13 protein-coding genes are annotated in these 13,453 nt (G+C 33.6%); 8 read left to right on the forward strand and 5 right to left on the reverse strand.

Annotated elements, in window-relative coordinates; translation table 11 throughout:
- Positions 1–108: 108 nt before the first annotated feature.
- Complete coding sequence (locus tag Q4Q39_RS18140) at positions 109–351, reverse strand: GlsB/YeaQ/YmgE family stress response membrane protein (protein WP_303283988.1); 243 nt, start codon at positions 349–351, stop codon at positions 109–111.
- 67 nt (positions 352–418) lie between these two features.
- Between Q4Q39_RS18140 and Q4Q39_RS18145 the strand changes: the two genes are divergently transcribed.
- Complete coding sequence (locus Q4Q39_RS18145) at positions 419–1,168, forward strand: lysophospholipid acyltransferase family protein (protein WP_303283989.1); 750 nt, start codon at positions 419–421, stop codon at positions 1,166–1,168.
- 323 nt (positions 1,169–1,491) lie between these two features.
- Here the strand turns inward: Q4Q39_RS18145 and Q4Q39_RS18150 are convergent, their stop codons facing one another.
- From Q4Q39_RS18150 to recA, 4 genes are all read right to left on the reverse strand, one after another.
- Entirely contained in the window at positions 1,492–3,171 is a 1,680-nt protein-coding gene (locus tag Q4Q39_RS18150) for a porin family protein (protein ID WP_303283990.1), read from the reverse strand.
- Complete coding sequence (locus Q4Q39_RS18155; protein WP_303283991.1) at positions 3,171–3,713, reverse strand: RNA polymerase sigma factor; 543 nt, start codon at positions 3,711–3,713, stop codon at positions 3,171–3,173. Before Q4Q39_RS18155 ends, Q4Q39_RS18150 begins: the two co-directional genes overlap by 1 nt.
- A 34-nt stretch (positions 3,714–3,747) precedes the next feature.
- The gene (locus tag Q4Q39_RS18160) at positions 3,748–4,155 is read right to left on the reverse strand and encodes a hypothetical protein (protein ID WP_303283992.1); all 408 of its coding nucleotides are present in this window, start codon (positions 4,153–4,155) and stop codon (positions 3,748–3,750) included.
- Positions 4,156–4,262: 107 nt separating this feature from the next.
- Entirely contained in the window at positions 4,263–5,261 is a 999-nt protein-coding gene (gene recA / locus Q4Q39_RS18165; protein ID WP_303283993.1) for a recombinase RecA, read from the reverse strand.
- 543 nt (positions 5,262–5,804) lie between these two features.
- On the opposite strand from recA, the gene trhO reads away from it, so the two are divergent.
- The 7 genes from trhO (at position 5,805) to Q4Q39_RS18200 (ending at position 13,386) form a co-directional block, all read left to right on the forward strand.
- On the forward strand, positions 5,805–6,833 hold the full coding sequence (gene trhO / locus Q4Q39_RS18170; RefSeq protein WP_303283994.1) for an oxygen-dependent tRNA uridine(34) hydroxylase TrhO: 1,029 nt from the start codon (positions 5,805–5,807) through the stop codon (positions 6,831–6,833).
- Position 6,834: 1 nt separating this feature from the next.
- Positions 6,835–8,079 carry a peptidase U32 family protein gene (locus Q4Q39_RS18175; RefSeq protein ID WP_303283995.1) on the forward strand — a complete coding sequence of 415 codons (1,245 nt, stop codon included), beginning with the start codon at positions 6,835–6,837 and terminating at the stop codon, positions 8,077–8,079.
- Positions 8,079–8,309, forward strand: coding sequence for a ferredoxin (locus tag Q4Q39_RS18180; RefSeq protein ID WP_303283996.1), 231 nt, complete (start codon positions 8,079–8,081; stop codon positions 8,307–8,309). The genes Q4Q39_RS18175 and Q4Q39_RS18180 overlap by 1 nt, the downstream gene beginning before the upstream one ends.
- Positions 8,310–8,424: 115 nt before the next feature.
- Entirely contained in the window at positions 8,425–9,618 is a 1,194-nt protein-coding gene (locus Q4Q39_RS18185; protein WP_303283997.1) for a PSP1 domain-containing protein, read from the forward strand.
- Positions 9,605–10,099: a gliding motility lipoprotein GldH gene (locus tag Q4Q39_RS18190; RefSeq protein WP_303283998.1), complete on the forward strand. Its 495-nt coding sequence runs from the start codon at positions 9,605–9,607 to the stop codon at positions 10,097–10,099. Before Q4Q39_RS18185 ends, Q4Q39_RS18190 begins: the two co-directional genes overlap by 14 nt.
- 69 nt (positions 10,100–10,168) lie before the next feature.
- Positions 10,169–12,502 carry a transglycosylase domain-containing protein gene (locus Q4Q39_RS18195; RefSeq protein ID WP_303283999.1) on the forward strand — a complete coding sequence of 778 codons (2,334 nt, stop codon included), beginning with the start codon at positions 10,169–10,171 and terminating at the stop codon, positions 12,500–12,502.
- A gap of 182 nt (positions 12,503–12,684) precedes the next feature.
- A complete protein-coding gene (locus tag Q4Q39_RS18200; RefSeq protein WP_303284000.1) occupies positions 12,685–13,386 on the forward strand; it encodes a CoA transferase subunit A in 702 nt (233 codons plus the stop codon).
- The last annotated feature ends 67 nt before the right edge of the window (positions 13,387–13,453 follow it).

The following is a 13,453-nucleotide window of genomic DNA, read 5'->3' on the forward strand; positions in this document are numbered from 1 at the left end:
CTAGGCAGGAATCTGTTTTTAATTAAATAATGCTGCGAAAATACGTATTTGTTGCACAATAAAAAAAGTGGCTAATGCCACTTTTTAGTATATAATGTATGCTTAAAGCTATTTTTTAAATAAACCAGCAATAAAGAGAATTACCGAGGCACCAATAGCTCCAGTTAAAATATCACCAACCATACCACTCATTAGGGAAATGCCAAGTTTTGTAAAAAGCCAATTTCCAACCATACCGCCAATAATACCAATTACAATGTTAAAGAGAACTCCGAAACCACCACCTTTCATTAGCTTTCCAGCTAACCAACCAGCAATACCTCCAATTAAAAGTGAATAAAGTAAAGACATAATTTTAATTGTTTTAAAGTTAATATGATTTAAATATAATCAATTTATAATAGTATTTTTGAAGCTTATGATAGTTTTCAAATACATTTTCTGGGTATTATATCGTATTTGGTTTTATATACTTGTAGGAGTGCCTATATTTATAATGTTCCCAATACTTTTAATTTCTATTTTAAAAGAATCTTGGTATCCGTTCTTTTTTAAGATTGCCAGAGTTTGGGCAAAGGTGATTTTAATAGGCATGGGGTTTGGATATCGTATTGATCGAGAACAAATACCAGAGAAAGGTAAAAGCTATATGTTTATAGCTAACCATACCTCAATGGCAGATATTATGCTTATGCTGGTTTCGGTTAAAAATCCATTTGTATTTGTTGGAAAGAAAGAACTTGCTAAAATTCCGATTTTCGGTTTCTTTTATAAACGCACGTGTATTTTAGTGGACAGAAGTTCACCTAAAAGCAGACAAGCTGTTTTTTTAAGAGCGCAACGCAGATTAAAATCAGGCTTGAGCATTTGCATTTTCCCTGAAGGAGGTGTGCCAGAAGAGGATATAGATCTAGATGAATTTAAAAATGGTGCTTTTAGGTTAGCAATAAACCATCAAATACCCATTGTACCATTAACTTTTGCCGATAATAAAAAACGATTTCCGTATACGTTTTTTAGTGGTAGCCCAGGGAAAATGCGAGCTAAGATTCATGAATTTTTATCTACAGAAAATTTAAGTATTGATGATACTAAGCTTTTAAATGAAAAGGCCAGAAATATTATCTTAAAGCAATTACAAGTCTTTAATCGAAAAGGATTCTCCTAGGTTTTGTCTTTTTTGGGTTTCCGTTGAAATTGTCATTCCCGTGAAATAGCAAGATTCATGAATTTATTATTATAAAAATTATAACATAATGAATAAAACGGGGATCTAAATACAGAATCTTGGTTTTTGGCCTTTTGATATCAAAACCTATGCTCAACTTGATTGGGTATAAAACCAGCGAAATATCCCTATGGCTCTGCTTTGAAAACAGTTGGTTTAAAGAAATTCTTTATTAAATAAAAAACTGCTCAGGGGAGAGCAGTTTTTTTTCGATAATGATTTTTGAGCTTAATAAAAATCATTATCCAGATCTAACCAAAAACCTAGAATTTAATGGCAAACCCTGTATAAACCCCTATAAAGTAAGGTTTAAAGTCGCCAGATGTATTATTGAATGTGTTAATTTGATATTTGAACATAGGTTCTAAATTCAAGTCTATTTTTTTAGATACTTTATAATTTAAACCTAATCCTAAATTAGCACTATAACTTATTTTATTTATATTATTTGCTTCACCTAAAAATGTTCTTCCACCTTCTTGCGAATCAGAGAATATTCTATTATTGCTTAAAAAGAATGAGCTAAACCCTCCAATAAGATTTACACCTAGTTTTTTATCTGAAAGCGCGTACTCAATTTCTAAAGGAACTTCTATATAACCTAAATCTTGATTAATAGAACTGTTAGATGTTGAAAATGCTTCAGGAATTTCATTTGCATTTAGACTCTCTCCACTAATAAATACGTTATCTGAAGAGGCCTCAGTATTACTAACGTTCGACGTTTTTACAGAATTAACATTTTGAAATGAGCGGCTACTTGAAGATACCCCTACAACTTGAAAAGAAACTATGTTGTTAGTATTATAGCCTAAATTAACTTTGTTAATCCCAGAACGGATACTTAACTTTTTATTAATGGCATAACTAGCAGAAATACCATAACTCATATTAAGTTCACCACTTTTAGAATTACTATTTAATTGAGGGTCTATGGAAGAACCTTTACCAAGCGTGTTAAAGTAAACAGGCGCAGCATTTGGGGAGATACTCCACCTATTTACGTTATCATCTTCTTCAATAATATCTTTAGTTTTATCTATGGCCTCTTCTATAGTAAGACTATTTTTTTTAGAGTCATCACTAATTGCAGTGTCCGTGTTTCTAGCTTCGGTTTTTGCGATAGCATGGTTGTTTTCTGAAGCGTCACCAATGATTTTTTTAGCTTGCTCTTTATCGATTAATGATTCTTTATTTTTTTGAATGCCATTATCATGATTTTTATTTTCAGAATCGATGTTAGAAGCAATGGCGGTAGTGTTTTGTAATGGATTTACATAACGCTTCTCTTTGGGATTATCTGCAATAACAGCATTCTTTTTAGAATCATCAACCATCCCATTGCTGTTGTTTTTTTCTTTAAGATTATTCGCAACAGTATGACTACTTTCTTCTGTGTCTAATAATTTGTTGGCAGCAGCATGCTGTTTTTTATTACTTGAACTGTTAGATAGGCTATTTTCAATTTTGCTATCATTCCCTAGAGTAGCAGGTGTTTCAGCAACTGATGCTTCTTTTGAAGTAATTATTTGATTAGATAAGAGATCTTTTTGAGTAGCAATATTGTCTAGTCCTTCATTTTTATTATCGTCACTACTGTCGGTCTTTGCAATAGCATTATCTTTTTCTATATTATCTAAATTATTAGGATTGTCTTTTTCAGATTCAGAATTTATAGGCAGTGTTGTATCTTCAGTATTTACGATTTTATTGGTTGGTTGAGCGCTGTCAGTATTATCAAAATAAATACCACCAACAGTTAATAATAGTAATAATAATGCTGCAACACCAGCATAACGCCACCAAATAGGGATAACACGACGTTTTTTCTCTTTTTGGTTAAGCTTAGCCTCTATATTTTCCCAAACAGCATCACTAGGTGCGGCTTCAAAATCTTTAAAGCCCTCCTGGAATAATCTGTCAATATGTTTTTTATCACTCATTATAATGATTGTAAACTTTGCATGGTCTTGTAATTCTCAATAGTCTCCTTCAAACTAATTCTGGCACGAGCCAAATTAGATTTAGAGGTTCCTATATTTATATCTAGCATATCTGCTATATCTTTATGTGAATAACCATCTAATACATACAGATTAAAAACTAATCTATATCTGTCTGGTAATTCTTGAATGATTTTCAAAAGATAATCAATGGACACCGTGTCTTCATCAACCTCTAATTCAACATCTTCAATTATATTTTCATTTATAATATCAAAAACCTTTTCGTTTCTGTATCGTTGCAATACTGTATTTATAGTAATGCGTTTTAACCAACCTTCAAAAGAACCTTTATTTTTATACTGTTCAATTTTTTTGAAAATTGTTAAAAATGCATCTTGCAGATTGTCTTCTGCTTCAACACGATTTCGTGAATACTTCAAGCATAAAGAGAATAGTTTACTCGAAAAGAGTTTATATAGTTCTCCTTGGGCTTTAGTATCATTAATTTTACAATTTTCTATGAGTTGGTTTAAACTCAAAATTAAACATGTATTAAATTAAAAACTTAATTTTTTATTCAACTACCGGTACTTCAATTGTTAAAAATTGATCTTCACCATCTGTGTCTTCACCTTGCCAAAATTTAAAAATATAAGAACCGTTACTTGTAACTATAAAGTTGAAAGTAGATTCTACTAGTTCACTTTCTAAGGTCTGGCAATCGTTCCTTTCAAAAAGATAGTTTATCGGCGCAACAGTTCGTTGATTATTTTCTTTTAAGTAATAAAACTCTTTGAACGTGTGACAAGTTGTTGGCCTAAGGTAAGAAACAGTCATTGGGTATGTTTCTCCCAAAGTAAATTCACTAGGGATATCAACACTCTCAACTGGTAAAATTTCAAAACTAAAATTTGGTCCATCATCAACACTACATGAGACAAGTAATAGGACCGTAAAACAAAAAACAAAAAACTTTTTCATAGCAAAAGAACTTAGGGTATTATACATGTTTGCTCTCTGTAGATGCACAATGGGCAAAAAGGTTGCGTATAAAAATAAAAAATCCCGAATTAACGGGATTTTTTTAACTATTCTGTTACTAATTTTCTAACTTTTCCTTCGAGCTCGTCCATGAGCTCGGGGTTATCTTTAATGAGCGCTTTTACAGCATCTCGCCCTTGCCCTAGCTTGGTGTCCTCATAACTAAACCAGGAACCGCTTTTCTTTACGATTTCATGTTCTACAGCTAAATCTAATACTTCACCAACTTTAGAGACGCCTTCTCCATACATGATATCAAATTCAGCCATTTTAAAAGGAGGAGCCACTTTATTTTTAACCACTTTTACTCGGGTTTTGTTACCAGCAACACTACCATCTGTTTCTTTAATTTGAGTTGAACGTCTTATGTCTAACCTAACAGAAGCGTAGAATTTTAAGGCATTACCACCAGTAGTTGTTTCTGGGTTACCAAACATAACACCAATTTTTTCACGCAATTGGTTAATGAATATAACCGTACAGTTGGTTTTACTAATAGAGCCAGTAAGTTTCCTTAAAGCCTGAGACATTAAGCGGGCATGTAAACCCATTTTAGAGTCTCCCATTTCACCTTCAATTTCACTTTTAGGTGTTAATGCTGCCACAGAGTCAACCACCACAATATCAATAGCTCCAGAGCGAATTAAATTATCGGCAATCTCAAGAGCCTGCTCACCATTATCTGGTTGCGATATAATTAAGTTATCAATATCTACTCCAAGTTTTTCAGCATAAAATCTATCAAAAGCATGTTCAGCATCAATAAAGGCAGCAATGCCACCAGCTTTTTGAGCTTCAGCAATAGCATGTAGTGTAAGCGTGGTTTTACCAGAAGATTCCGGACCATAAATCTCTATAACACGTCCGCGCGGATAACCTCCAACGCCTAAAGCAATATCTAAACCTAAAGAGCCAGATGAAATGGCTTCTACATCTTGTACGGCTGCATCGCTCATTTTCATTACAGTTCCTTTGCCGTATGCTTTATCTAATTTATCTAATGTAAGTTTAAGTGCTTTTAATTTAGCTTCTTTTTCGCTGCTCATTTATAATTTTTTTTCTCTAGTTATGCTTGCTAAAATACTACATCTTTTATCATGATACAATAATAGTTTTCAACATAAATTTAGAAGCAAAAAAGCTTATTTATTAACTCTAGAAATAAAAATAAGTAACCTGCACGCAACCTTTTTGCATATTTTACATCTATTAGTAAAGTGGGAAATTTTGCTATGAAGAAGAATTAAATGAAATTTTTCAAACAAACAATTTTAATAAACGCATTAGGTGTTTCAGTTACTGTTATTGTAAATAGTAACTGTAAAGCCGATGGTGGCTAAATTCGTGGGATATTAGTTAGAGAAAATAAATTAATATTTTAACCACGGATTAGTCAAGAAAAAACACTTTGTTAGACATAAGGTGTTTTTTTTATTAAAGAAAACTCCAGTTGTGTGGAGTTTAAACGAGATTTATTTTTTAGAGATAAATATCGGAAAGCTTGCCCTAGAGAATTTACTTTCCCACTTCTGTTTAAAATTGTACTTTTGCGCTTTAAAATAGTCTTTAACCTTATAAATTAGTATAGCATGCAACTGTACAATAAATTAAGCGCGAAAGAAAGAGCCGAATTAATTGATAAAGCAGGAAAAAATCGATTAACGCTTTCTTTTTACCAATACGCCAAAATTGGCAATCCGCAAATTTTTAGAGATCACCTGTTCATTACCTGGAACTCATTAGATGTTCTAGGAAGAATCTATGTCGCTCATGAAGGTATTAATGGTCAACTATCATTACCGGCAGATCGCTTTAATGAATTTAAAACTCATTTAGATACCATTTCATTTTTAAAAGATATTCGATTAAATGTTGCTATAGAGCAAGACAACAAATCGTTTTTAAAGTTAAAAGTAAAGGTGCGTAATAAAATTGTTGCAGATGGTTTAAATGATGATACGTTTGATGTAACCAATAAAGGGGTTCATGTAGGTGCAGAAGCGTTTAATGAGCTTATAGAAGATGAAAAGACGGTTTTGGTAGATATGCGTAACCATTACGAGAGCGAGATTGGACATTTTAAAAATGCCATAACACCAGATGTAGATACTTTTAGAGAATCTTTAGACATTATTGAAGACGATTTAAAACCCCACAAAGAAGATAAAAACCTTGTTATGTATTGCACAGGAGGTATTCGTTGTGAAAAAGCAAGTGCCTACTTTAAACATAAAGGGTTTAAAAACGTATATCAATTAGAAGGAGGTATTATTGAATATACAAGACAGGTAAAAGAAGAAAACCTGGAGAATAAGTTTTTAGGCCAAAATTTTGTTTTTGATGATCGAAGAGCAGAGCGTATTAGTGATGATGTTATAGCTAATTGCCATCAATGTGGGAACCCATTTGATGTACATACTAATTGTGCTAATGCTGCTTGTCATTTATTATTTATTCAATGTGATTCTTGTAAAGAAAACATGGAAAATTGCTGTTCTACAGAATGCATGGAAATAAACAGGTTACCCTATGAAGCGCAAAAAGAACTGCGTAAAGGACAAGGAAATAGTAATGATATTTTCAAAAAAGGAAGGTCTGAATCTTTAAAATTTAAATAGCATGCAGCAAATAGAATTAATGGCTCCGGCTGGAAACTTTGAATCACTTCAGGCTGCTTTAGATAACGGAGCAGACTCAGTATATTTTGGTGTAGAACAGTTAAATATGAGAGCAAGGGCATCTATAAATTTTACTTTGGATGATTTACCCGAAATTTCAAAACGATGTAAAGCAAAAAACGTAAGAACGTATTTAACATTAAATACGATTATTTACGATCATGATTTATCCATTGTAAAAACACTTGTTAAAAAAGCAAAAGAATCGGATATTACGGCTGTAATAGCAATGGATCAAGCTGTAATTACTTGTGCCAGAGAGCTAGATCTAGAAGTACATATCTCAACGCAAATTAACATTACCAACATTGAAACCGTTAAGTTTTATGCACTATTTGCGGATACGATGGTGTTAAGTAGAGAATTAAGCTTACGTCAGGTAAAGAAAATAACCGAAGACATCGAAAAAGAACAAATAAAGGGACCTTCTGGTAAATTAGTTGAAATTGAGGTATTTGGTCATGGCGCACTTTGCATGGCTGTTTCCGGGAAATGTTATATGAGTTTGCATTCCCAAAACTCATCAGCAAATAGAGGCGCTTGTAAACAAAATTGTAGAAAGAAATACACTGTTATCGATCAAGAAACTGGTTTCGAAATGGAGCTAGATAATGAATATATTATGTCTCCCAAAGATTTATGTACTATAGATATTTTAGATCAAGTAGCAGAATCTGGTATTAAAGTATTAAAAATTGAAGGTCGAGGTCGAGCTCCAGAATATGTTGCTAGAGTTATTAAATGTTATAGAGATGCTATTGATAGTCTTGAAAATAAAACCTATGAAAAAGAAAAGGTTGTTTCTTGGATGCAAGAATTAGAGAAAGTTTATAACAGAGGGTTTTGGAACGGGTATTATTTAGGTCAGAAATTGGGTGAATGGAGTAACGGATCTGGATCACATGCTACTCAAAAAAAGGTGTATATCGGTAAAGGCATACACTTCTATACCAAAGCTAAAATAGGTGAGTTTAAAATTGATGCTTACAATGTGTCTCTTGGAGACACTATTTTAGTCACCGGACCTACAACAGGAGCAAAAGAAATGGAAGTTAGTGAGATGTTGGTAAATGATGAAAAATTAACCATGGGATCTAAAGGTGATACGATAACAATACCATTAGAGTTTAGAATAAGACCTTCAGATAAATTATATAAAATTGTTGAAAATAAAGTAGAAGCTTAATGGTTGTTATTACCTTACAACGTAATAAGTGTATTGGTTGCAATTACTGTGTAGAATTAGCGCCTAGTCAATTTCAAATGTCCAAGAAAGATGGCAAAACAGTTCTTTTACATTCAAAAGATAAAAAAGGCTTTTTTACTGTAAAATCTAACGACGACATTATTTTTGATGCGTGTGATAGAGCGTCTAAAGCCTGCCCTGTAAATATAATTAGTGTTAAGAATATTTAAATAAATTTTTAGCTTTTTAAAGTCAACATAATAATCATATCTTTACATTTCAAAAAGAATTATTAATCTTCATTCGTAATAATCTAATTATTAACGAATTCAATATATAACGTATATGGCTTGCGCGAGCTGCTCAACTAAAGACGGTCAACCCAAAGGCTGCAAAAATAATGGGACTTGTGGTACAGACAGTTGTAATAAACTAACTGTTTTCGATTGGTTGGCTAATATGTCGCTCCCAAACGGTGAAAAACCATTCGATTGGGTTGAGGTACGTTATAAAAACGGAAGAAAAGAATACTACAAGAATGCTGAAAACTTAACATTGAGCATTGGAGATATTGTAGCCACACAAGCAAAGGCAGGACATGATATTGGTATGGTTACCCTTGCAGGGGAATTGGTACGCGTTCAAATGAAGCGTAAAAACATATCGGATAATGAAGAAGAAGCCTTAAAAATTTACCGAAAAGCAAGTCAAAAAGATATTGATATTTGGTCTTCTGCACGTGACAAAGAAGAACCGATGAAGGTTAGGGCGCGTCAGTTTGCAATTGATTTGAAATTACAAATGAAAATTTCCGATATCGAATTTCAAGGTGATGCCAGTAAAGCTACTTTTTATTATACAGCCGAAGAACGTGTCGATTTTAGAGAACTTATAAAAGTATTTGCTCGCGAATTTAGAACACGCATAGAAATGAAACAAGTAGGGTTCCGTCAAGAAGCTTCAAGACTTGGTGGTATTGGATCTTGCGGTCGTGAATTATGCTGTTCGACATGGCTAACAGATTTCCGATCAGTAAGTACGTCGGCAGCGAGATACCAACAATTATCATTAAACCCTCAAAAATTAGCAGGGCAATGTGGTAAATTAAAATGCTGTTTAAACTATGAATTAGACACGTATCTTGATGCCTTAAAAAACTTTCCTAAGACAGACACCAAGATATACACAGAAAAAGGGACTGCAGTGTGCCAAAAAACAGACATTTTTAAAGGGCACATGTGGTATGCCTATGAAGGAGAATGGAATCATTGGCATAAAATTACGACTACTCAGGCCAATGAAATTATTAGCTTAAACAAGAAAAACGAAAAAATAGCAAGTCTTGAAGAATTTGCTTCAGAATTGGTAGAAGAAGCTAAGGCTGAGTTTGAAAACGTTGTTGGTCAAGATAGTTTAACACGTTTTGATAGTCCAAAGTCCAATAATAGACGTAAAAATAATAAGAGAAGAAACAATAAAAATAATAGGAGTAATAAAAAGAAAAGAAAACCTCAAAACAGTAAAAATGCAACAAAATAATGTATTCTTATTTCTTTTAATGGTTTCTTTAGTATTTGTGTCCTGCGATTCTAATCGTGTTTTCGATACCTATAAATCGGTACCTAACAAATGGCATAAAGACTCTATAATTAGTTTTAAAGTAACGCCTCCAGATTCTACAAAAGCGTATAATTTGTTTGTTAATTTAAGAAACACGAATGATTATAGATATAATAACTTGTATTTAATTGTTGAAATGGGCTTTCCTCATGGGAAGACTATTAAAGACACATTAGAATATAGAATGGCAGATCCCAGTGGAAAACTCTTAGGCACGGGACTTACCGATGTTAAAGAGAATAAGCTTTGGTATAAGGAACAAGTCATTTTTAAAGAAACTGGGGACTATACCGTTAACATACAACATGCCATGAGAGAAAATGGCAAGGTTAATGGTGTTATAGAACTTGAAGGGATCACAGATATTGGTTTTAGAATTGAAAAATCTCAAAGCGAATAAATAGAATTCCCTATAATTCTAAATGTTCTTAGAATTGCATCTAGTAAATATTTAATATTATAAAGTTTAATGGCAAAAAAAAAGCAAGCAACAACTCAAGATTTCTCAAAATATATACGTTGGTTTTGGATGTTATTTACAGGAGGAGTCCTTCTTGTGATTCTTATTTTCCTATTAGCTTCATGGGGTGCTTTTGGTGAAATGCCAGATCACACTGTATTAGAAAACCCTAAAACGCATTTAGCGACCGAAATCATTTCATCTGATGGGAAAACCTTAGGTAAATTTTATTTAAATGATAACAGAACACCTGTTGGTTATGATGAGCTACCACAAAATTTAATAGATGCATTAGTAGCTACTGAAGATGCACGTTTTCATGAGCATTCAGGAATTGACGCACGAGGGACTATAAGAGCTGCTGTTTTTTTAGGAACAAAAGGAGGCGCTAGTACCATTTCTCAACAACTTGCAAAGCAATTATTTCATAGAAGGGAAAAAGCCAATATTATAGAAAAGCTTTCTCAAAAGATTAGAGAATGGATTATAGCCATTCGTTTAGAACGTCAGTATACCAAAGAAGAAATTATTGCTCAATATTTTAATATTTATGATTTTGGTAACAATGCAGATGGTATTCGTAGTGCAGCAGCGATCTATTTTAATAAAGAGCCAGGTGAATTAGATATGAAAGAATCTGCTATGTTGGTTGGGATGTTTAAAAATTCTTCACTATATAACCCAAGAAGAAATCCTATAGGTGTTAAAAACAGACGTAATGTCGTTTTTCATCAGCTGGAATACTATGATTACATTAGTGAAACAGTAAAAGATTCACTTCAAAAAACGGAATTAGATTTACGATATACACCACAATCTCATCGTGATGGTATTGCGACGTATTTTAGAGGCTATTTAGATGGGTTCATGAAAGATTGGATTAAGAAGAACCCGAAACCAGATGGTACAAATTATAACTTATACAATGATGGTTTAAAAATCTATACCACCATAGATTCACGCATGCAAAGGTATGCTGAGGCTGCGGTACAACAACACATGCCTAGATTGCAAGCTGAGTTTTTTAATCAAAATACACCTAAAAGGAATCCTACAGCACCATTTTTAGAGCTAGATAGAGAGGAAATTAAAGCCTTAATGAAACGCTCAATGAGGCAAGGTGAGCGATGGAGAATATTAAAAAAGGCAGGGAAGTCTGATGCTGAGATTGAGGCGTCATTTGATAAGCCCACTAAAATGACTGTTTTTAAATGGGAAGACGGTAAACCTTCAGAAGTGGACACTATTATGAAACCTATGGACTCTATGCGATATTATAAATCGTTTTTAAAGCCAGGTATGATGTCTATGGATCCATTAACAGGTCATGTAAAAGCTTGGGTAGGCGGTATGAATTACAGACATTTTCAGTACGATATGGTAAAACAAGGAAAACGTCAAATAGGCTCTACATTTAAACCTCTTGTTTATACAGCAGCTATAGATCAATTACATTATTCGCCTTGTGATGAATTTCCAGACACACCTTTTTGTATAGAAAAAGACAAACATGGTAATCCAGAAGAATGGTGTCCTAAGAACTCTGGAGGAGATAATGATTATGGAGGCACCAGGACTTTAAAGAATGCTTTAGCAAATTCTGTAAATACCATAACGGCAAGATTAATTGATAAAGTGGGTCCGCAACCTGTTGTAGATCTAGCAAAAAACTTGGGAATAGAATCAGAAATATTAGCCGTGCCATCGATAGCCTTGGGTACTCCAGATATAAGTGTTTATGAAATGGTGGGTGCTTATGCTGCATTTGCAAATAAAGGCGTCTATACAAAACCTGTCATGGTTACGACGATTGAAGATAAAAACGGAACTATTTTATATCAATTTAAGCCAGTAACACGAGATGTTTTAAATGAAGAAACTGCTTATGTTGCAGTCCAGCTTATGGAAGGTGTTACGCATGGTGGGTCTGGCACAAGATTAAGACACAAATATGCAACTAGCAGACCAGAGTATAAAGAAATAATAACAGGTTATCCTTATGGATTTACTAACCCAATAGCAGGAAAGACGGGAACGACTCAAAACCAAAGTGATGGTTGGTTTATGGGTATGGTGCCTAACCTGGTAACCGGGGTCTGGGTCGGAGCAGAAGACAGAGCTGCTCATTTTAGGTCTATAGTATATGGGCAAGGAGCTTCTATGGCATTACCTATTTGGGGCTTATATATGAAAAGTTGTTATGCAGATGAAACGTTAAATATTTCTAAGGAGGCATTTGAAAAGCCAGCAAACTTATCTATAAATGTAGATTGCTCTAAAGCTTCAGAGACTATTGATGATGATCCTGGTGATGATATTCCTGATGATTTAGGGGGTTTTTAATAGATAAACTCTTATCTTAATATAAATAAAAAACCATTCATATCGGATGGTTTTTTTATTGCTTTTTTAACAAACAAAATCCTATACTAATCGTTTAATTTTATTGATAAATAACTTATTGGGGAATTATTTTATAAATAATTCAATTATACGTAAATTTATACAGTAAAAATTTAATAAAAATGATTAATAAAAAAGTTGCTAATGTACAAGATGCTCTAAAAGGTGTGTCAGATAACATGATACTTATGCTTGGAGGTTTTGGACTAAGTGGTATTCCAGAAAACGCTATTTCTGAATTGGTGAAACTTGGAGTCAAAGGATTAACTTGTATTTCTAATAATGCTGGTGTTGATGATTTTGGGTTAGGTTTACTTCTTCAAAAAAAGCAAATAAAGAAAATGGTTTCATCTTACGTAGGCGAGAATGATGAGTTCGAGCGGCAGATGCTTTCAGGTGAATTAGATGTAGAGCTAATACCTCAAGGAACTTTAGCCGAGCGTTGTCGAGCTGCCCAAGCTGGTTTCCCGGCTGTTTATACACCTGCAGGTTATGGTACTGAAGTAGCAGAAGGAAAAGAAACTCGTCATTTTGATGGAAAGATGTATGTGTTAGAACATGCTTTTAAAGCTGATTTTGCATTTGTAAAAGCATGGAAGGGAGATGCTGCGGGTAACTTAATTTTTAAAGGAACCTCCAGGAACTTCAACCCTAATATGTGTGGCGCTGCAAAAATAACAGTTGCTGAGGTTGAGGAGTTAGTACCTTTAGGAACATTAGACCCCAACCAAATTCATATTCCTGGGATTTTTGTTCAGCGCATTTTTCAAGGAGCTCATTATGAGAAGCGTATTGAGCAACGTACCGTAAGGCAAAGAGATTAAAGTGATTATCATTCCTATGTGTCACACTGAGCGCGCAGTCGAAGTGATGAAGGCTGGCCATTTTAAA

Origin of the sequence: Flavivirga amylovorans (assembly GCF_030540875.1) — a bacterium.
Classification (GTDB): Bacteria; Bacteroidota; Bacteroidia; order Flavobacteriales; family Flavobacteriaceae; genus Flavivirga; species Flavivirga amylovorans.